Origin of the sequence: Kitasatospora sp. A2-31, from assembly GCF_022288725.1 — a bacterium.
In the GTDB taxonomy this organism is placed as follows: domain Bacteria; phylum Actinomycetota; class Actinomycetes; order Streptomycetales; family Streptomycetaceae; genus Kitasatospora.
This window is the reverse complement of record NZ_JAKNTA010000003.1, coordinates 249,072-268,360: the sequence shown is the minus strand read 5'-3', so window position 1 is coordinate 268,360 and position 19,289 is coordinate 249,072. Positions and strand designations below refer to the sequence as shown.

The window sequence follows — 19,289 nt, the reverse complement described above, 5'->3', positions numbered from 1 at the left end:
GGGCCGCCGGCCGGCGGCGGTCAGGCGTCGACGCGGCGCACGGCGCCGTCGGACACCGCGTAGCGGGCGCCGGCCAGCGCCTTCGGGACGTCCTCCGCGACCGCGGCGGTGACCAGCACCTGCTCGCCGTCGGCCACCAGCTCGGCCAGCCGGTCCCGCCGGGTGGCGTCCAGCTCGGCGAAGACGTCGTCGAGGATCAGCACCGGCTCGCCGCCGTCGGCGCGCAGCAGCTCGTACGAGGCCAGCCGCAGCGCCAACGCGTACGACCAGGACTCGCCGTGGCTGGCGTAGCCCTTGGCGGGCAGCGGGCCGAGCTTGAGCACCAGCTCGTCGCGGTGCGGGCCGACCAGGGTCAGCCCGCGCTCGACCTCCTGCCGGCGGACCGCCTGGAGGGCCTGGAGCAGCTGCTCCTCGGCCTGCTCGCGGCTGGTCGGCAGCTCGCCCTCGAAGGAGCTGCGGTACTCCAGCACGGTCTCCCCGCCACCGGGCGCGAGCTGCCCGTAGGCGGCCGCCACCAGCGGCTGGAGGGCGGACACCAGCTGGATCCGGAACGCGGTGAGCTCGGCCCCGGCGCGGGCCAGGTGGCCGTCCCAGACCTCCAGGGTGGAGAGGTCGGCACCCTTGCCGCCGCCGGCCCGACGGGCCATCGCGGCGGTCTTCAGCAGGGCGTTGCGCTGCTTGAGCACCCGCTCGTAGTCCTGCCGGACCCCGGCCAGCCGGGGGGCGCGGGCGGTCAGCAGCTCGTCCAGGAAGCGGCGCCGCTCCCCCGGGTCGCCCTTGACCAGGGCGAGGTCCTCGGGGGCGAAGAGCACCGTGCGCAGCACTCCCAGCACGTCCCGCGGGCGGACGTTGTCCGAGCGGTTGATGCGGGCGCGGTTGGCCTTGCCGGGGGTGATCTCCAGCTCGACCAGGGTGGTCCGGGTGCCGGCCACCACCGAGGTGCGGATCACCGCCCGCTCGGCGCCGAGGCGGATCAGCGGCGCGTCGGTGGCCACCCGGTGGCTGCCCAGGGTGGCGACGTAGCCGATCGCCTCGACCAGGTTGGTCTTGCCCTGGCCGTTGGGACCGACGAAGGCCGTCACCCCGGGGTCGAGGGGCACCTCGACCCCGGCGTAGGACCGGAAGTCGGCGAGCGACAGGTGCGCGACGTGCATGGCTGTGGACTGCGCTCGCCTTCTGTGACGGTGCCCGCCGGGGGACGGAGGCCGTCCCCCGGCCGGTTGTGGACTTACTTCGACTCGACCGCGTGGCCGCCGAACTGGTTGCGCAGCGCGGCGATCATCTTCATCTGCGGCGAGTCCTCCTGGCGGGAGGCGAACCGGGCGAAGAGCGAGGCGGTGATCGCCGGCAGCGGGACGGCGTGGTCGATCGCGGCCTCGACGGTCCAGCGGCCCTCGCCCGAGTCGGCGGCCCAGCCCTTGAGCTTGGCCAGGTGCTCGTCGTCGTCCAGGGCGCGGACGGCGAGGTCCAGCAGCCAGGAACGGATGACGGTGCCCTCCTGCCAGCTGCGGAAGACCTCGCGCACGTCGGTCACCTCGGGAGCGGCCTCCAGCAGCTCCCAGCCCTCGGCGAAGGCCTGCATCATGGCGTACTCGATGCCGTTGTGGACCATCTTGGCGAAGTGCCCCGCACCGACGGCGCCGGCGTGCACCGAGCCGAAGTCGCCCTCCGGCTTGAGCGCGTCGAACACCGGCTTCACGCGGGCGACGTGCTCGGCCTTGCCGCCGTACATCAGCGCGTAGCCGTTCTCCAGGCCCCAGACGCCGCCGGAGACGCCGCAGTCGACGAAGCCGATGCCCTTGGCTGCCAGCGCCTCGGCGTGCTTGACGTCGTCGGTCCAGCGGGAGTTGCCGCCGTCGACCACCACGTCGCCGGGGGAGAGCAGTTCGGCCAGCTCGTCCACGGTCGCCTGGGTGGCGGCGCCGGCCGGGACCATGACCCAGACCACGCGCGGGCCCTGCAGCTTGGCGACCAGCTCCTGCAGGCTCTCGACGTCGGAGATGTCCGGGTTGCGGTCGTAGCCGATGACGGTGTGGCCGGCGCGGCGGATCCGCTCGCGCATGTTGCCGCCCATCTTGCCGAGACCGATGAGGCCGAGCTCCATGACCAAGTCCTTACTTTGGTGACGTGCCTGCCGGCGGCGCCGTTGCCGCACAGCCTGAGCCTACGCGCTGAAGTACGAGGGCCTCCCCCGGTCGGAGCCCGACCGGGGGAGGCCGTCCACAGGCTGTGCACAGCCTGTGGGTAACGCGGAGGGGATCAGCCGGAGAGGCGGACCGGCATGATCAGGTACTGGTAGGCCTCGTCCGCCTCGCTGTCCACCGCGGCCTTGCCGCTCAGCAGGGCCGGCTTGGTGGGCGTGGTGAAGCTCAGCTGGGCGTACGCGGAGTCGATGGCCTTGAGGCCCTCCTCCAGGTAGCCCGGGTTGAAGGCGATCGAGATGTCGTCGCCTTCCAGGTCGGCGTCGATGCGCTCGGTGGCCTGGGCGTCGTCGCCGGAGCCGGCCTCCAGCGTCAGCACGCCCTGCTCGAAGTTGAGCCGGACCGGGGTGTTGCGCTCGGCGACCAGCGAGACGCGCTTCAGCGCCTCCAGGAAGGGCTGGGTCTGGATCGCCGCGACCGCGCTGAACTCGGTCGGGAAGAGGCTGCGGAACTTGGGGAACTCGCCCTCCAGCAGCCGGGTGGTGGTGCGGCGGCCCGCGCCCTCGAAACCGATCAGGCCCTCGCCCGCTCCGCCCGAGGAGAGCGCGATCGAGACGCTGTCGCCGCTGCCGAGGGACTTGGCGATGTCCTGCAGGGTCTTGGCGGGCACCAGGGCGACCGCGGAGACGTCCTGCTGCTCGGGCTTCCAGAGCAGCTCGCGGACGGCGAAGCGGTAGCGGTCGGTGGCGGCCAGGGTGATCCGGTCGCCCTCGATCTCGACCCGCACACCGGTGAGCACCGGCAGGGTGTCGTCGCGGCCGGCGGCCACGGCGGCCTGGCTGACCGCGGAGGCGAAGACGTCGCCCGGGACGGTGCCGGTCGCGGTGGGCATCTGGGGCAGGGCCGGGTACTCGTCCACCGGGAGGGTGGGGAGGGTGAACCGGGAACTGCCGCACACCACGCTGACCCGCTGGCCGTCGGTGGAGATCTCCACAGGCCTGTTGGGAAGGTTGCGCGAGATGTCGTTGAGCAGCCGGCCGGAGACCAGCACGGTGCCGGCCTCCTCGATGTCCGCCTCCAGCTCGACCCGCGCCGAGACCTCGTAGTCGAAGCCGGACAGCGCCAGGGTGCCGTCCTGCGCCGTCAGCAGCAGGCCGGCCAGCACCGGCACCGGCGGCCGTGCCGGGAGGCTGCGGGCAGCCCAGGCCACCGCCTCCGCGAGGACGTCACGCTCCACCCGGAACTTCACCGGTAACCGCCTCCTGGATCGAGCGCTCCCGCTCGCACGTCTGGTTCTTCTGATCTTGATCGTCGCTGCGGCTGTCCGTCGAGCTCTGCCGCTCCGCTTCCAGTCGCCGAGGACAGTCTGACGTACTCCACCGACAGACGGGGCAGACGGGCGGAAGCAACCCGAACGGATGTCGGGTCGCGGTTGTCCACAGATTTCGCCCCCAGCCGCTTTTGAACGAGGCGATGGGTCTATAGGTGTAGTGGTAGTAGTAGGGCCTGTGGAAACCGTGGATAACCCCGTTTTCGCAGGTCAGACCTCGTTTTTTGTCCACAGCGGGTGTGGACGGGGGCTGTGGACGGACAGGGCCCGCTGTGGACAGCGGAGCGTTACCCACAGCCCACCGTGGGTATCCACAGGTTATCCCCAGCGCTGTCCCCAGATCCTGGCACGGTTATCCACGGGAGCCGGTCAACATTTCGTGACGCCTTTCACACCGGAGCATGAACGACGCCCCACGGTTGTCGAACTGTGGACGCTCCTGTGGACAACCTGGGGATAACCCGGTCGGCCCTGGGGACAACCGGTGGACAACCCGAACGGCCCACTGACGGGGTGCCAATTGTCCACACCCTGTGGATAACCGTTGTGCACAAGTCCACAGGCACCTGACCTGCGCGGAAGAGCGTAGCGGCGGGCGGTCTGTGGAGGAATTCTGGATAACTCCGGGCTCCCCGGCCTGTGGACGACGGGGAAGGGCATCCGGCTGTGGACAACGGCCCGCTGCGCCGATCGGGTTCGAATACCCGGTCAGATGTTCGGCGCGGAGCGCGGGCTGGCGGAGCGTCCGTCGTGGACGACTCTGCCCACCGGATCCCGGACCTACACCCGTGGATACGCGGAAAGGGCGTCAGGATCGCTCCTGACGCCCTTTCCGGGGTCCTCCGCAGGGCCGCGCCGGGGCCCTGCCGGCCTAGCTCTTGATGCGGTTGGTCAGCTCGGTGACCTGGTTGTAGATCGAGCGCCGCTCGGCCATCAGCGAGCGGATCTTGCGGTCCGCGTGCATCACCGTGGTGTGGTCGCGGCCGCCGAACTGCGCACCGATCTTCGGCAGCGAGAGGTCGGTGAGCTCGCGGCAGAGGTACATGGCGATCTGGCGGGCCGTCACCAGAACCCGGCTGCGCGAGGATCCGCAGAGGTCGTCCACGCCCAGCCCGAAGTACGCGGCGGTCTGCTGCATGATGACCTGCGCGGTGATCTCCGGGCCGGCGTCCTCGTCCCCTCCCGGGATGAGGTCCTTGAGGACGATGCCGGCCAGTTCCAGGTCCACCGGCGCCCGGTTGAGGTTGGCGAAGGCGGTGACCCGGATCAGGGCGCCCTCCAACTCCCGGATGTTGCGGGTGATCCGGGACGCGATGAACTCCAACACGTCCGCCGGGGCGTTCAGTTGCTCCTGGATCGCCTTCTTGCGCAGGATCGCGATCCGGGTCTCCAGCTCCGGCGGGGTGACGTCGGTGATCAGCCCCCACTCGAAGCGGTTCCGCAGCCGGTCCTCGAGCGTGGTCAGCAGCTTGGGCGGCCGGTCGGACGAGAGGACGATCTGCTTGTTGGCGTTGTGCAGGGTGTTGAAGGTGTGGAAGAACTCCTCCTGCGTGGACTCCTTGCTCGCCAGGAACTGCACGTCGTCCACGAGCAGGATGTCCATGTCCCGGTAGCGCTTGCGGAAGGTGTCCGCCTTGCCGTCCCGGATCGAGTTGATGAACTCGTTGGTGAACTCCTCCGAGGACACGTAGCGCACCCGGGTCCCGGGGAAGAGGCTGCGCGAGTAGTGCCCGATGGCGTGCAGCAGGTGGGTCTTGCCCAGCCCGGACTCGCCGTAGATGAAGAGCGGGTTGTACGCCTTGGCCGGGGCCTCGGCGACCGCCACCGCCGCGGCGTGCGCGAAGCGGTTGCTCGCGCCGATCACGAAGGTGTCGAAGAGGTACTTGGGGTTCAGCCGGGCGGCCGGCTCGTCCTTGCGCGAGCCGCCCGCCGGGGGAGCTCCGGGCGGGGCGGGCACACCCGGCACCGCGGGCCGGTCGGTGGCGCGCTCGGTCGGCGCCTTCTCCGCGGCGCGGCCGGCCGACGGGCGGGCGCCGGTGGAGCGGCGGCCGGAGCCGGTGCGCGGGTGCTCGCCGGGGCCGGGTCCGTAGGCGCCGCCGAAGAGGTCGCCCTGGGTGGTCGCGGGCGGTCCGGGGACCGGCCGGTGCGGGCGCGGGGCGGGCTCCGGCTCGCCGTAGCCGTCGTGGTCCTCCCAGGACGGCTGCGGGGCCGGACCGCCGTAGGGCGCCGGCTGGCCCGAGCCGTACGCGGGTGCCGGGCGCTCCCCGTAACCGCCGGGGCCGCCGTACGGCTCCTGCTCGTACTCGGTGTAGTCGGGCTCGGAGTAGTCGGACGGGTAGGGCCGTCCGTAGCCCTGGTGGTTCTGGTGGCCGGGGGCGCCGTACTCGGGGCCGCCCTCGGAGCGCGGGTAGGGCTCGGCGGCCGGCGGCTCGGCGGGTGCCGGGGCGGGGGTGGTGGGCGCGGCGTTGGCGTCGACCATCACGGCGATCCGGACCGGCCGGCTGAGCTCGCGGCTGAGCGCCTCGGTCAGCTGCGGCAGCAGCCGACCCTCCAGCACCTGCTTGGCCCGCTCGTTGGGGGTGGCCAGCAGGGCGGTGTCGTGCATCATCCACATCGGCTGGGTGCGCTGCACCCACTGCTTGTCCATCTCCCCGACGTCCGGGTCGCTGACCAGCCGCTCGACGACCCTCGCCCAGACCGGGACGAGGTCGCTGTTGACATCAGCCACTGGTGCACGCTTTCTCGGTTCCCCGCGGCTCCAGCAGGGGGTGGTGGATCAGGAGACTGTGGATCGGGGGCCGTCTACGCAGAACAAACCAGACAAGTCCTGCAACGGTAGTCAGCGAACTGAGCCGGATCAAGTCGTTGTCCACAGGCTGTGGGCGACGGGGGGATCGGGCGGGTACGAGCCGCCGCGCACGGACGGCTGGTTTGACCCTCGCGCCCCGTCCCGCGTACCGTATCGAGGTCGAGTTGTCGATGGCCGCTGCCGCATGTCCGCGGGTCCACCCGCTCCATAAGGCGCGCAGCACGGGCGCCGTGGATTGCCTCAGACCCCAGCCGAACTGGGGCGATGGGCCGGATTTCCGTAACAGGGGAGATCACGCGGACGCACGGTGACGGCCAAGCGACTCCCCGTCATCCTACGATTCACCTCAGGAGCCCCCGAGTGAGCAAGCGCACCTTCCAGCCGAACAACCGTCGTCGCGCGAAGACCCACGGCTTCCGGCTGCGGATGCGTACCCGCGCCGGCCGCGCCATCCTGGCCGCCCGCCGTGGCAAGGGCCGCGCCAGCCTGTCCGCCTGATCCGCGTCAGAGTCTGTTGTGCTGCCCTCCGAGAATCGGCTGCGGCGGCGCCAGGACTTCGCGACCGCGGTGAAACGCGGTCGCCGGGCCGGCCGGCCCCTGTTGGTCGTCCATCTCAGCAGAGACGGTGACCCCGGGGCGCAGGCCGACCGGACGAGCGACTCCCGCCCGCACGTCGCCGAGGGGACTCCTTCGGCGCGTGCGGGTTTCGTCGTGAGCAAGGCCGTCGGTCCGGCGGTCGTCCGCAACCTGGTCAAACGCCGGCTGCGCCACCTCGTCCGTGATCGCCTGTCCAGGCTGCCCGCCGGTAGCCTGATAGTGGTGCGTGCGCTGCCCCAGGCCGCGTCCGCCTCGTACCAGGACCTGGAACGTGACCTGGACGCGGCGCTGAAGCGATTGCTGAAGGCGGAGCCCGCCGCTGCGGCGCCGACGGGAGCAGGGCGATGAAGTACCTGCTGATGGGTCTGATCAGGGTGTACCAGTGGACCATCAGCCCACTGCTCGGTCCGGTGTGCCGCTACTACCCCTCCTGCTCGCACTACGGCTACGAGGCCGTGCGGGTGCACGGGGCGGTCAAGGGCGGCGGCCTGACCGTCTGGCGCATCCTGCGCTGCAATCCGTGGACGCCGGGCGGGGTCGATCACGTCCCGCCGCGCAAGCACCCGGTGTGGCACCGTCGACTGCGCGACCTGCTGAGCAGCCGGTCCGCCGTCGAACAGCCGGTGACCACGCCCCCCGCCGGTCCGGACCCCGAGGGCCCGGCGACCATTGGTCCCGTGGGGCCGATCCCAATGTCCAAGGAGCCTGACCGGTGACCTTCTCCTTCCTGAATCCCCTGTACACAGCGGTGTCCTGGATCATCGTCCAGTTCCACTCGCTGTACAGCCACGTCTTCGACCCGAACGGTGGCTGGGCCTGGGGTCTGGCCATCGCCTCGATGGTGGTCGTCATCCGGATCTGCCTGATCCCGCTCTTCGTGAAGCAGATCAAGGCGACCCGGGCCATGCAGGCGATCCAGCCGAAGATGAAGGCCATCCAGGAGCGCTACAAGAACGACAAGCAGCGCCAGTCCGAAGAGATGATGAAGCTGTACAAGGAGGCGGGTACCAACCCGTTCTCCAGCTGCCTTCCCATCCTCGTCCAGGCGCCGTTCTTCACCGCCCTCTACGGCGTGCTCGCCAAGGTCGCCGACGGCAAGCCGATCGGTGTCATCGACGGCGCCACGCTGGACAGCGCCCAGCAGGCCCACATCTTCGGTGCGCCGCTCTCCGCGACCTTCGTCGGCAGCTCCGAGCTCAGCGTCAAGATCGTCGTCGCCGTGATGATCGTCCTGATGTCGCTGTCGCAGTTCATCACGCAGCGCCAGCTGATGACCAAGAACGTGGACCTCACGGTCAAGACGCCGTTCATGCAGCAGCAGAAGATGCTGATGTACGTCTTCCCGATCATGTTCGCCGTGATGGGCATCAACTTCCCCGTCGGTGTGCTGGTCTACTGGCTGACCACCAACGTCTGGTCGATGGGCCAGCAGCTGATCGTCATCCGCAACAACCCGACTCCGGGCAGCAAGGCCTGGGACGAGCGCCAGGCGCGGCTGAAGAAGGCCGGCCGGCTCAACCCGGACGGCACCGTGATCAAGGGTGCCCTCTGGGGCCTGCTGCCCCCGAAGAAGACGGCCCCCGCCTCGGCCGAGGCCGTCGTCGAGGACGCGGTGCAGGTGCGCCGCCAGCAGCCGCGCAAGCAGACCAAGTCGCAGCGCCAGCACGCCGGCGGTCAGACCGCGAGTCTGACCAAGGACGCCCCCGCCGAGTCCGCCCAGGCCGTTCCGGCCGACTCGGGCCAGGCCGTCCCCGCCGAGTCCGGCAGCAGCAAGCCCGCCGCCGCCCGACCCGCCGGTGGCAAGCCGGGCCCGGCCCGCCAGAGCGGACGGCAGCAGCCCCGGCGTGGCGGTCAGGGCGGCCAGCGCCCGAAGAAGAAGTCCTGACCCGACCGGACCCGGACCGTCCCGGCGGCCCACGAACCTCGTTCCCGGCCCACCACCCGGGCCCATCCCCGAAGGAGTCCATCAGTGACGGAAGGCACCACCTCCGCCGTCGAGGTCGAGGCCGCTGCCAGCGCCGACGAGGGCCTCATCGCCCGTCTGGAGCAGGAGGGCGACATCGCGGCGGACTACCTGGAGGGTCTGCTCGACATCGCCGACCTCGACGGTGACATCGACATGGACGTCGAGGGTGACCGTGCCCTGGTCTCCATCGTCAGTGACGGCAACGACCGCGCGCTGCAGCGCCTGGTCGGCCAGGACGGCGAGGTGCTGGAGGCCCTGCAGGAGCTGACCCGGTTGGCTGTCCACCGGGAGACCGGCGAGCGCAGCCGCCTCATGCTGGACATTGCCGGCTTCCGGGCCCGCAAGCGTTCGGAGCTGGCCACGCTCGGCGCCCAGGCGGCCGAGCAGGCGAAGAGCACGGGGGAGCAGGTCAAGCTGCGGCCGATGACGCCGTTCGAGCGCAAGGTCGTCCACGATGCGGTGGCCGCGGCCGGTCTGCGCAGCGAGTCGGAGGGCGAAGAGCCCCAGCGGTGCGTGGTCGTGCTGCCGGCCTGAGCCCGGAGTCGACGACGGCCGCCTCGGCGGTCGGCGGTCTTCAAGAGGACGCGACCCCGTCCGCTTCGTGCGGGCGGGGTCGCGGTCCCTTCGCCGGGTGTCACGGCCCGGCGGGAGATGTTTCACGTGAAACGGTGTGAAGAGCGGGTCGGTGGATCCGGGGAGCGGAGAGGTCGAGATGGACACGGAGAGCGCGGCTGCCGGTGAGCCGGTGACGGGCGTCGGCGGTTCGGCCGCTGAGGGCCCGGCCGGTTCCGCCCAGGCGGACCGGCCCGGTGAGGGCCAGGTCGCCGACGGCGCGGCGGCCGCGGAGCTGACCGAAGCCCCACCGGTGGCACGGGAGGTCTTCGGCGACCGTTACGACGCCGCGGTCCGCTACACCGAGCTGCTGGCCACGGCCGGCGTCCAGCGCGGGCTGATCGGCCCCCGCGAGGTGCCCCGGCTCTGGGACCGCCACGTGCTGAACTGCGCGGTGCTGGCCGAGCTGCTGCCCCCCGGCTCCACCCTGTGCGACGTCGGCTCGGGGGCCGGCCTGCCCGGCATCCCGGTCGCGCTGGCCCGTCCGGACGTGTCGGTGACGCTGCTGGAGCCGCTGCTGCGCCGGACCACCTTCCTGGAGGAGGTCGTCCGCGAGCTGGGGCTGGAGAACGTCACGGTGCTGCGCGGCCGGGCCGAGGAGATGGTCGGCAAGCTGGCCGTGGACGTGGTGACGGCCCGCGCGGTGGCGCCGCTGGAGCGGCTGGCCGGCTGGGGCCTGCCGCTGCTGCGTCCGCACGGTCAGATGCTGGCGCTCAAGGGCGACAGCGCCGAGCAGGAGCTGGCGGAGTCGCGGGCCGGCCTGGCCAAGCTCGGCGCGGTGGAGTGGTCGGTCATCTCGGTCGGCGAGGGCACCCTGGAGACCTCGACCCGGGTGGTCCAGGTCAAGGCCGGGGAGAGCCCGGGCGGCGTGAAGGCCGCCACCCGGCGGGCCAAGGCGGCCCGGGCCGGGCGCACCGCCGGCGCCGCCCGGGGTGCCGAGCGCGGTCGGGGCGGGCGGCGCCGCGGCCGCTGAGGCGGGTGATGCTCGACACGGGCGGGTGGTCCTCCGGACCGCCCGCCCGTTGGTCGTTTCGGGGGACAACCCGGCAATCGGAGTGTCGCACCGTCAGAAATCCGACATTGCGGGCATGGTGTTTCACGTGAAACGTCGCTCCCTGCTTTCCGGAATCCTCTCTCGCAGCCGGGCGGCGACTGTTGCCGCTCCGGTTTCACGTGAAACACTGACCCTCATGCAGGACTCGGAGACCATCGACCAGATCGATGACACGCCCATCGCGCGTGCTGCCCAGGCTGCGGTCCAGGCGATCGGCCGGGCGGGCGAGGGGCTGCCCCGGCCCGCCGCGACCAGGGTGATCGTCGTCGCCAACCAGAAGGGCGGGGTGGGCAAGACCACCACCACCGTCAACCTGGCCGCCTCGCTCGCCATGCACGGACTGCGCGTCCTGGTGATCGACCTCGACCCGCAGGGCAACGCCTCCACGGCGCTGGGCATCGACCACCACGCCGAGGTGCCGTCGATCTACGACGTCCTCGTCGAGGGCAAGCCGCTGGCCGACGTCGTGCAGCCGGTGGTGGACGTCGAGGGGCTCTTCTGCTGCCCCGCCACCATCGACCTCGCCGGTGCGGAGATCGAGCTGGTCTCGCTGGTGGCCCGGGAGAGCCGGCTCCAGCGCGCGATCGCCGCCTACGAGCAGCCGCTGGACTATATCCTGATCGACTGCCCGCCCTCCCTCGGTCTGCTGACGGTCAACGCCCTGGTGGCCGGCCAGGAGGTGCTGATCCCGATCCAGTGCGAGTACTACGCGCTGGAGGGGCTCGGCCAGCTGCTGCGCAACGTCGAGCTGGTACGGGCGCACCTCAACCCCGCGCTGCACGTCTCCACCATCCTGCTCACCATGTACGACGCGCGCACCCGGTTGGCCGCCCAGGTGGCCGAGGAGGTCCGGACACACTTCCAGCAGGAGGTGCTGCACACCGCGATCCCTCGTTCGGTCCGCATCTCGGAGGCCCCGAGCTACGGGCAGACGGTGCTGACCTACGATCCGGGTTCGACCGGGGCGCTCTCCTACCTGGAGGCCGCCCGGGAGCTGGCGATGCGCGCGGTGGGCGTCGGCGGGACCACCGGCTCGCTGGTGGGCCAGCAGCGCGACGGCCAGCAGAACGGCCGGCCGCAGGGCGGCGGCGAGACGGGGCACGGAGCCCCGATGGCACAGCACGGTACGACGGAGGGCAATCGGTGAGTGGTCGCAGGGGTCTCGGACGTGGGCTCGGGGCGCTGATCCCGGCCGCCACACCGGCGGCCGGCGGGGCGGCGCAGCCCGCGACCGCCACGCCCGCGCCGGGCGCGACGGCGCCGGCCGTGACGGTGTCGCCGGCCGCGGTGCCGGTGCTGCCGACCGGACGGGGCACGGTGGCCGCCAAGGTCGCCGCGGAGAGCCTGCGGGAGCAGGCCGACCGGGCGGCCGAGTCCGCCGGGCCGGAGCTCGCCCCGGTGGACGGCGCCCGCTTCGCGGAGCTGCCGCTGGACGCGATCACGCCCAACCCGTGCCAGCCGCGGGTGGTCTTCGACGAGGACAAGCTGGCCGAGCTGGTCGCCTCCATCAAGGAGGTGGGTCTGCTGCAGCCGGTCGTGGTGCGGCAGGTCTCGGCCGAGCGCTTCGAACTCATCATGGGCGAGCGGCGCTGGCGGGCCTCCCGGGAGGCCGGGCTGGAGCGCATCCCGGCGATCGTCCGGGCCACCGAGGACGACAAGCTGCTGCTGGACGCCCTGCTGGAGAACCTCCACCGGGCGGAGCTGAACCCGCTGGAGGAGGCCGCCGCCTACGACCAGCTGCTGCGGGACTTCTCCTGCACCCATGACGAGCTGGCGGACCGGATCGGCCGCTCCCGCTCGCACGTCTCCAACACGCTGCGGCTGCTGAAGCTGTCCCCGGCCGTGCAGCGGCGGGTCGCCGCCGGGGTGCTCACGGCGGGCCACGCCCGTGCGCTGCTCGGCGTGCCGGACGGTGAGCGGCAGGACCAGCTGGCCCGGCGGATCATCGCCGAAGGCCTCTCGGTGCGGACCACCGAGGAGATCGTCGCGCTGATGGACCGCGAGGAGAAGCCGGCGCGGGCGGCCGGGCCGAAGGCGGGCAAGCTGCTCTCCCCGGCCTTCAACGACCTGGCGAGCCGGCTCTCCGACCGCTTCGACACCCGGGTCAAGGTGGAGGTCTCGCAGCGCGGCGGCAAGCTGGGCAAGGGCAAGGTGGTGCTGGAGTTCGGCTCGGTGGAGGACCTCAACCGGATCCTGGACAGCCTGGCCCCGGGCGAGGACGGGCTCCGGCTGTCGCAGGGCTGATCGGGCCGAGGGCGCTACCCGATGGGTGCATGTTCCACGTGAGCGGTGTTTCACGTGAAACATGCACCCATCGGCGTTGGGGGGAATGCTCGACTGTGGAGTGGACGAGGAGGTACGGGGCATGGGACGCCGGATCGCTCCGCTGACACTGGACAACCTCGCGGATCTGCCGACCACCTGCCGCTCCTGCGTGTTCTGGGAGCTGGATCCGGTCAGCGGACGGGCGGCCGTGGAGTCCGGCAAGCCCGAGCTGGAGAAGGAGGGGTGGATCTCCGCGGTCCTGCTGGAGTGGGGCTCCTGCGGCCGGATCGTCTACGTGGACGACGTCCCGGCGGGTTTCGTGCTCTACGCCCCGCCCGCGTACGTACCGCGCTCGCAGTCCTTCCCCACCAGTCCGGTCTCGCCGGACGCGGTTCAGCTGATGATCAGCCGGGTGGTGCCGGGCTATCAGCGGCAGGGGCTCGGCCGGGTGCTGGTGCAGACCGTGGCCAAGGATCTGGTCGGCCGCGGAGTGAAGGCGATCGAGGCGTTCGGCGCGGTCGGCCGGCAGCCCACGAGCTGCGTCCTCCCGGCCGAGCACCTGCTCGCGGTGGGCTTCAAGACGGTCCGTCCGCACCAGCGCTACCCGCGGCTGCGGCTGGAGGCCCGGACCACGCTCTCCTGGCGCGGGGACGTGGAGGTCGCGCTGGAGCGGCTCCTCGGCGGGGGCCGCAAGGAGCCCGCGCTCCGGCCGTTCTAGCTCCAGGAGGGCGAGCGGGTGGGTACGCGACGAGGGCGAGGCTCCCGGTGGGGAGCCCCGCCCTCGCGGCGCTGACGGTCCGTCCCGGTCGCAGCCGGGCCGGGACCTAGATGAACTCGGCGAGCTCGCGCAGCAGCGCGGCCTTCGGCCGGGCGCCGGTGATCGACTTCACCGGCTCGCCGCCCTTGTAGACGATCAGGGTCGGGATCGAGATGACGCCGTACTGCGCGGCGGTCGCCTGGTTGGCGTCGACGTCCAGCTTGGCGATGGTCAGCTTGTCGCCGTGCTCGGCAGCGATCTCGTCCAGGATCGGGGCGACCTGGCGGCACGGGCCGCACCAGGTGGCCCAGAAGTCGACCAGTACGGGCTTCTCGCTCTTCAGGACGTCGGTCTCGAACGTCTTGTCGGTGACGGTGGTGGTGGCGCCGGCCACGGGGACTCCTCGGGATCGAACGGTGAGGGCTGCTGCCAGGTGAACAACGGATGGGCCCGTTCTGTTTCGCCTGGCCGGGGGCGGGGTGACGCGGGGTGTTTCACGTGAAACACCCCGCGGGGTGGATCGGAGGGGCTCAGACCGCGACCGCGGCGGCCTGCGCCTCCAGGTCGGCCAGCGAGGCCAGGTAGCGCTCGGCGTCCAGCGCGGCGGCGCAGCCGGTGCCGGCGGCCGTGATGGCCTGGCGGTAGGTGTGGTCGACGACGTCGCCCGCGCCGAAGACACCCGGGATGCCGGTCCGGGTCGAGGGGGACTCGACCTTGAGGTAGCCCTCGGCGTCGAGCTCCAGCTGGCCCTTGAACAGCTCGGTGCGCGGGTCGTGGCCGATGGCGATGAACAGGCCGGTGACGGCCAGCTCGCGGGTCTCGCCGGTGGTGGTGTCGCGCAGGGTGACGCCGGTCAGCTTCGGGTCGCCGTGGATCGCCTCGACCGCGCTGTCCCACTCGAAGCGGATCTTCTCGTCGGCGAAGGCGCGCTCCTGCATCGCCTTGGAGGCGCGCAGGGTGTCCCGGCGGTGGATGATCGTGACGCTGCGGGCGAAGCGGGAGAGGAAGGTCGCCTCCTCCAGGGCGGTGTCGCCGCCGCCGACCACGGCGATGTCCTGGTCGCGGAAGAAGAAGCCGTCGCAGGTGGCGCACCAGGAGACGCCGCGCCCGGAGAGCTTGTCCTCGTTCGGCAGGCCCAGCTTGCGGTGCTGCGAGCCGGTGGTGACGATCACGGCGCGGGCCTTGTGGACGTTGCCCTCGGAGTCGGTGACGGTCTTGACGTCACCGGTGAGGTCGACCGCGACGATGTCGTCGGGGATCAGCTCGGCGCCGAACCGCTCGGCCTGGGCCCGCATGTTGTCCATCAGCTCGGGGCCCATGATGCCGTCCCGGAAGCCGGGGAAGTTCTCCACCTCGGTGGTGTTCATCAGCGCACCGCCGGCGGTGACGGCGCCCTCGAAGACCAGCGGCTTGAGGGAGGCACGGGCGGTGTAGAGCGCAGCCGTGTAGCCGGCCGGGCCGGAACCGATGATGATCACGTTACGGACGTCGCTCACTGCATCTCCTGGTTCGCATCGCGACCCGCGCTAGGTGCGGGGAGGGCGGTCCTGCTCCGCCGCCCGGGACAACGACTGACCAGTCTCCCGCATTCCCAGGCGGATCCGCACCAGGCGCCCGCAGTGTGGGAGCGCCGGGAGCCCCGGGGCTTGATCGCACGGGGCCGGTCCGCCGATCCGCCGTGGAATGCCCGCCGTGGAATGCCCGCCGCGGGATTCCGGCGGGCGGGATTCCGGCGGCGGGATTCCGGCCGCGGCGCGCCCGTGCCGGTGGGCGAGGCCGCCGAGGGCTCGTCGGCGGGCTCAGCGGGCCCCGACGGTGCGATGCACCAGGACCGGCCCGCAGTCGGGGGAGCGCAGGTAGACGTCGACCTGGTCGGACCGGCCGGGCACCGCGAACACCAGCACCTCGGCCGGGGCACCGGCGTAGCTGCCCCGGTCGGTGGCGAGCAGCGGGGCGTCGGTGGGCGCCGGGCAGGCCGGGGAGCTCTGGCCGCCGGCGATCCCCGGTTGCGCGTCGGCGGGCGGTGCACCGCCGGTCAGGACGGAGGGGGACCCTGGCTTGACCGGGCCGTCGGTGGTGGGGCCGGCGGTGGCGAGCAGCTGCCGGACCTGGTCCGCCAGCAAGTCGTCCCGGTAGACGGTGCCGCCGCCCGCCTGTTCGGCCTTGGGGCTCCGGGCGGGCCCGGCGCTCGCGGCGGCGCTCGGCGCGGCGCCGGCCGCGGGGGCGCCGACCGAGACCGCGGCGGTGTCCGAGGCGGTCCGGTCGGGCACGGAGAGCAGCAGCGAGCCGCCGAGGCCGGCCCCGATCAGGACGGCGGCCGCACCGATCAGCAGGGCGAACCGGCGCCGCCGCGGGTGGGCGCGGCCTGGTCCGGTGGCCGCCGACGGGCGGGGCGGGTGTCCGGAGGGGCGCCCGGGCGCGGCGAGGGGCGCCGAGGAGGGGCCGGGAACGGGCCTGGAGGGGGCGGCCGGGGCGGCGCCCGCCCGGGGGCCCGCCGGGGTGTTCCGGGCGGTCTGCGGGGCCGCGGCGGGCCCGTCGGCGGCATCGGTGGCGTCGGTGGCGTCGGCGGCCGCGGCGGCAGCAGTGGCGTCGGTGGCGTCGGCTTCAGCGGGGGCAGCGGCGGCAGCGGTGGCGTCGGTGGCGTCGGTGGCACGACGCTCGGCCGCGTCGTGCTCGGCCGTCCCCCGCCCGATCGCGTCGCGTTCGGCCACCGCCGCCGCGAGGGCGGCGTCCAGCCGGGCGGCCACGTCGGTCGGCACCGCCGGCGGCTCGACGGCACCCAGCAGCACCCGGACCTCGTCGAGGGCCTCGGCCGTCCCGCGGCACTCGGCGCAGCCGTCCAGATGCCGCCGGAGCGCCGCGGTGTCGGCGGCGGACTCGATCAGCCCCTCGGCCAGGTCGGCCAGCTCGTCGACGGAGGGGTGCGCCGCCGTGGGCTCGGGGGAGGAGAGGTGGGCCGTCATCGCGTGCTCGCATCTCCTTCCAGGACCGGCCGGGCGGTGTCCGGGCCTGTCCTTCTGACGGTACGGGCGCCGGTCGGGTTCCCCGGTGGGGAGCCTCCGCCCCGGGGTGCGGGGGCGGCGGTGCCGGAGCCCCGCCCGGTTTCACGTGAAACAGCGCCCGCCGCCGGTGCCGCGCGGTCCTCGCGGCCGGCGTCCGCGGCGGCGCCGTCCTCGCGGAGGTGGCGGACCAGCGGCAGCAGCCGGGCCCGGCCCCGGGCGCAGCGGCTCTTCACCGTCCCCACGGGAACGCCCAGCACCTCGGCGGCCTCCGCGACGGGGTAGCCCTGCATGTCGACCAGGACCAGCGCGGCCCGTTGCTCGGCCGGCAGCTCGGCCAGCGCCGCCGCCAGTTCGCGGTGCACCTCGGCCCGGACCACCGGGGAGTCGGCCGGCTCGGCGGAGCCCACCAGGGCGTCCAGCCGCTGCGGGTCGTCGTCCAGCGGGTTGGTGCGGCGGGTGGCGGTGCGCCGGGCGCGGTCCAGGCAGGCGTTGACGACGATCCGGTGCAGCCAGGTGGTGACGGCCGAGCGGCCCTGGAACGTGTGCGCGTTGCGGAACGCGGAGACCAGGGCGTCCTGGAGGGCGTCGGCGGCCTCCTCGCGGTCGCCGAGGGTGCGCAGGGCGACCGCCCAGAGCCGGTCGCGGTGGCGGTTCACCAGGAGGCCGAAGGCCTCCCGGTCGCCGGCGACGTGCCGGGCGAGCAGCGTCGCGTCGTCGTCCGCCCGGTCCGCGCCGTCCGTCACTGCCACCCCTCGTGGTGCCGTCGTTGCCCTGGCCGGCGGCCGGTCAGCCGAAGACCTTCACCTCGGCGACGTAGCCGCGGAACTTCGAGTCCGTATCCTTCGGCAGGTTGGTGAGCCAGATCAAGAGGTAGCGCGTGGTGACCGGGTTCTCCAGGGTGAACTCGGCACTGGAGCCGCTCTTCCGCCCGGCCACGGTGAAGGCCTCGGGCTGGGCGGCGCCGGGGTTGGCGGCGGCCTGGGCGCCCGGGATGCGGAGTTCGGCGCTGGTGTTCCCGACGAACTGGACGTTCACCGAGCTGACCGACTGCTGGGAGCCCAGGTCGAGCAGCAGACCGGTGCCCTCCTTGAGCGGGGGCTTGGTGCCGAACGGGTCGTTGTAGCCCTTGGTCGTCCAGGCCGAGCCGGGGTCGCCGTCGAAGGACTTCGGGAGCAGGTACGTGGACTCCGGGGAGTCGCCCAGCGGGTTGTACGACTGGGCGTCCTTGACCGGGATCGGCACCGGGGTGTGGGTGGCGGCGTGCACGGTCGGCGCGGCGCTGGACGGCGCGGGGCTGGCGGCGGTGACGGCCGGCCCAGTGTGGCGCAGGCTGTCGACCAGCTGCCAGGAGGCGACGCCGATCGCGCCGAGGGCGACGGTCCACGCCGTGGCCTTGATGGCCCGGCGCAGCCGCCGGCGGGTGCGCCGGACCGGGGCGAGCCGGTTGGGGGCCGGAGCGGTGCCGGGGGCGGCGACCACCCGGGTCGGGTTGGGCGCGGTGGGCAGCGCGTGGGTGTTGTGGCGCGGCGGTGCGCCGAAGGCGGGCAGCTCCGGTTCGGGCTGCCGGATGCGCGGCATCAGCGCGATCGCCTTGGCCAGCTCTTCCGGGGTGCGGATCGGCTCGGCGTGGTGCGGGGGGTGGTCGTAGAGAGCGCGCGCGGCCAGCTCGGACAGGCCCTTGTGGACGCCGGCCCGGACCTGGTCCGGCGGCACCGCGTGGAGGTTCCGGGGCAGGCCCTGGAGGTCGTAGCGGTCCTCCGGGTACGGCCAGCGGTGGGTGAGCGCGGCGAACAGCAGGGCGCCGATCGCCCTGGTGTCGGTCCGCTCGGCGTCCTCGGCGCCGTCGTCGGCGGGCAGCCCGCGCAGTGCGGCGTCCACCGCGATGCCGTTGATCCGGTACTGGCCGCTGTCGGTGCGCAGCACGCAGCGCGGGGTGAGCCGCAGGTGGGCCTGCCCGCGCCGGTGGGCCGCGGCGACGGCGTCGGTGACCTGGCGGACCATCTGGTACGCCTCGTGCGGCTCCATCGGGCCGTTGGCGAGCAGCTTGGCGAGGTCGGAGGCGTGCGGCAGCCACTCCCGCACGACGTAGACCAGCTCGCCCTCCTGCACGGCGTCCAGCACCTGGACGAAGCGCGGGTCGCCGAGCAGCGCGGCGGACTTGGCGGCGGCCAGCACCCGGCGGGCCCGCTGGTGGCCGGAGGCCATCAGGTGGACGCCGACGGCGCGGCGCAGCTTCTCGTCGACCGCCCGCCAGCTGCTGAAGGTCTCGGTCTGGGAGATGCACTCCTCCAGCCGGTACCGGTTGCCGATCTTGTCCCCGCTGTGCCGCATCGGGGCCGGCAGGGTCTGCGGCAGGGTGCCGGTGTCGCGCGGGTCGTGCGTGGGCTGCGGGTCCTGCGGCGGGCGCGCCGGACGCGCGGCCGCGGCCCGGGCGGCCGCCTTCGCCCCGCCGGCGGCGAGCTCGGCGCGGATCTCGGCCGCGGAGAGCGGTGCGGTGATCTCGGAGGTCTCCTCCGAGGAGGGTGCGGGAGAAGGCTCGTCGTCCGGTGCGGTCCCGGTGCGCGCGGCCTCGGGGGACTGCTGGTCCGTCTCGCCGGCGAGCTCGTCGATCGCCGCGGCCAGTGCGGCCTCGTCCGCCGCCCCGTCAGCTGCTGACGTGTCGACGACCGCCTTGGTGCCATCAGCCACCGTGGTCCTGCCTCCCCTTGTGTCGCCCCGGCCTGAGAGAGTCGCTGGAGCGGACGGGCCGAGGCTCG

Annotated in this window: 18 protein-coding genes; 9 read left to right on the top strand and 9 right to left on the bottom strand. The window is 72.8% G+C overall.

Annotation, left to right across the window (positions count from 1 at the left end; genetic code table 11):
- Positions 1-20 precede the first annotated feature (20 nt).
- The 4 genes from recF to dnaA form a co-directional block, all read right to left on the bottom strand.
- A complete protein-coding gene (recF, locus tag MCM47_RS09970; RefSeq protein ID WP_238860486.1) occupies positions 21-1,154 on the bottom strand; it encodes a DNA replication/repair protein RecF in 1,134 nt (377 codons plus the stop codon).
- A gap of 74 nt (positions 1,155-1,228) precedes the next feature.
- The gene (gnd, locus tag MCM47_RS09965) at positions 1,229-2,155 is read right to left on the bottom strand and encodes a phosphogluconate dehydrogenase (NAD(+)-dependent, decarboxylating) (protein WP_308222309.1); all 927 of its coding nucleotides are present in this window, start codon (positions 2,153-2,155) and stop codon (positions 1,229-1,231) included.
- Positions 2,156-2,259: 104 nt separating this feature from the next.
- Entirely contained in the window at positions 2,260-3,390 is a 1,131-nt protein-coding gene (gene dnaN, locus MCM47_RS09960) for a DNA polymerase III subunit beta (protein WP_238860482.1), read from the bottom strand.
- 952 nt (positions 3,391-4,342) lie between these two features.
- Positions 4,343-6,199, bottom strand: a complete 1,857-nt coding sequence (gene dnaA, locus MCM47_RS09955) for a chromosomal replication initiator protein DnaA (RefSeq protein WP_238860480.1) — start codon at positions 6,197-6,199, stop codon at positions 4,343-4,345.
- A gap of 441 nt (positions 6,200-6,640) precedes the next feature.
- Between dnaA and rpmH the strand changes: the two genes are divergently transcribed.
- The 9 genes from rpmH to MCM47_RS09910 all read left to right on the top strand — a co-directional run bounded on the left by rpmH (position 6,641) and on the right by MCM47_RS09910 (position 13,492).
- Positions 6,641-6,778, top strand: a complete 138-nt coding sequence (rpmH, locus tag MCM47_RS09950) for a 50S ribosomal protein L34 (protein WP_030059672.1) — start codon at positions 6,641-6,643, stop codon at positions 6,776-6,778.
- An 18-nt stretch (positions 6,779-6,796) separates the two neighbouring features.
- A complete protein-coding gene (gene rnpA / locus MCM47_RS09945) occupies positions 6,797-7,225 on the top strand; it encodes a ribonuclease P protein component (protein ID WP_238860479.1) in 429 nt (142 codons plus the stop codon).
- Entirely contained in the window at positions 7,222-7,593 is a 372-nt protein-coding gene (gene yidD / locus MCM47_RS09940) for a membrane protein insertion efficiency factor YidD (protein WP_238860476.1), read from the top strand. Before rnpA ends, yidD begins: the two co-directional genes overlap by 4 nt.
- Positions 7,590-8,762 (top strand): membrane protein insertase YidC, encoded by a 1,173-nt coding sequence (gene yidC / locus MCM47_RS09935; RefSeq protein WP_238860474.1) that lies wholly within the window; start codon positions 7,590-7,592, stop codon positions 8,760-8,762. Before yidD ends, yidC begins: the two co-directional genes overlap by 4 nt.
- An 84-nt stretch (positions 8,763-8,846) precedes the next feature.
- Complete coding sequence (locus tag MCM47_RS09930) at positions 8,847-9,377, top strand: R3H domain-containing nucleic acid-binding protein (protein WP_238860472.1); 531 nt, start codon at positions 8,847-8,849, stop codon at positions 9,375-9,377.
- A 178-nt stretch (positions 9,378-9,555) separates the two neighbouring features.
- Positions 9,556-10,428, top strand: coding sequence for a 16S rRNA (guanine(527)-N(7))-methyltransferase RsmG (gene rsmG, locus MCM47_RS09925; RefSeq protein ID WP_238860470.1), 873 nt, complete (start codon positions 9,556-9,558; stop codon positions 10,426-10,428).
- 217 nt (positions 10,429-10,645) lie between these two features.
- Positions 10,646-11,656, top strand: a complete 1,011-nt coding sequence (locus MCM47_RS09920; protein WP_238860468.1) for a ParA family protein — start codon at positions 10,646-10,648, stop codon at positions 11,654-11,656.
- Positions 11,653-12,753: a ParB/RepB/Spo0J family partition protein gene (locus MCM47_RS09915; RefSeq protein WP_238860466.1), complete on the top strand. Its 1,101-nt coding sequence runs from the start codon at positions 11,653-11,655 to the stop codon at positions 12,751-12,753. The genes MCM47_RS09920 and MCM47_RS09915 overlap by 4 nt, the downstream gene beginning before the upstream one ends.
- Positions 12,754-12,874: 121 nt before the next feature.
- Positions 12,875-13,492 (top strand): GNAT family N-acetyltransferase, encoded by a 618-nt coding sequence (locus MCM47_RS09910; protein ID WP_238860464.1) that lies wholly within the window; start codon positions 12,875-12,877, stop codon positions 13,490-13,492.
- A 106-nt stretch (positions 13,493-13,598) separates the two neighbouring features.
- Here MCM47_RS09910 and trxA read toward each other — a convergent pair whose 3' ends face one another.
- The 5 genes from trxA to MCM47_RS09885 all read right to left on the bottom strand — a co-directional run bounded on the left by trxA (position 13,599) and on the right by MCM47_RS09885 (position 19,221).
- Entirely contained in the window at positions 13,599-13,925 is a 327-nt protein-coding gene (trxA, locus tag MCM47_RS09905) for a thioredoxin (protein WP_238860462.1), read from the bottom strand.
- 136 nt (positions 13,926-14,061) lie between these two features.
- A complete protein-coding gene (trxB, locus tag MCM47_RS09900; protein WP_238860460.1) occupies positions 14,062-15,027 on the bottom strand; it encodes a thioredoxin-disulfide reductase in 966 nt (321 codons plus the stop codon).
- A gap of 303 nt (positions 15,028-15,330) precedes the next feature.
- Entirely contained in the window at positions 15,331-16,494 is a 1,164-nt protein-coding gene (locus tag MCM47_RS09895) for a hypothetical protein (protein ID WP_238860458.1), read from the bottom strand.
- Positions 16,491-17,282, bottom strand: coding sequence for an RNA polymerase sigma factor SigM (gene sigM, locus MCM47_RS09890; RefSeq protein WP_374209106.1), 792 nt, complete (start codon positions 17,280-17,282; stop codon positions 16,491-16,493). The genes MCM47_RS09895 and sigM overlap by 4 nt, the downstream gene beginning before the upstream one ends.
- Before the next feature lie 37 nt (positions 17,283-17,319).
- Positions 17,320-19,221 (bottom strand): protein kinase family protein, encoded by a 1,902-nt coding sequence (locus MCM47_RS09885; protein ID WP_238860454.1) that lies wholly within the window; start codon positions 19,219-19,221, stop codon positions 17,320-17,322.
- Between the last annotated feature and the right edge of the window lie 68 nt (positions 19,222-19,289).

Excerpts from the sequence above, each read along its gene's own strand:
- recF (WP_238860486.1), bottom strand. The coding sequence starts at position 1,154 with ATGCACGTCGCGCACCTGTCGCTCGCCGACTTCCGGTCCTACGCCGGG.
- yidD (WP_238860476.1), top strand. The coding sequence starts at position 7,222 with ATGAAGTACCTGCTGATGGGTCTGATCAGGGTGTACCAGTGGACCATC.
- rsmG (WP_238860470.1), top strand. The coding sequence starts at position 9,556 with ATGGACACGGAGAGCGCGGCTGCCGGTGAGCCGGTGACGGGCGTCGGC.
- MCM47_RS09920 (WP_238860468.1), top strand. The coding sequence starts at position 10,646 with ATGCAGGACTCGGAGACCATCGACCAGATCGATGACACGCCCATCGCG.
- MCM47_RS09910 (WP_238860464.1), top strand. The coding sequence starts at position 12,875 with ATGGGACGCCGGATCGCTCCGCTGACACTGGACAACCTCGCGGATCTG.
- MCM47_RS09895 (WP_238860458.1), bottom strand. The coding sequence starts at position 16,494 with ATGACGGCCCACCTCTCCTCCCCCGAGCCCACGGCGGCGCACCCCTCC.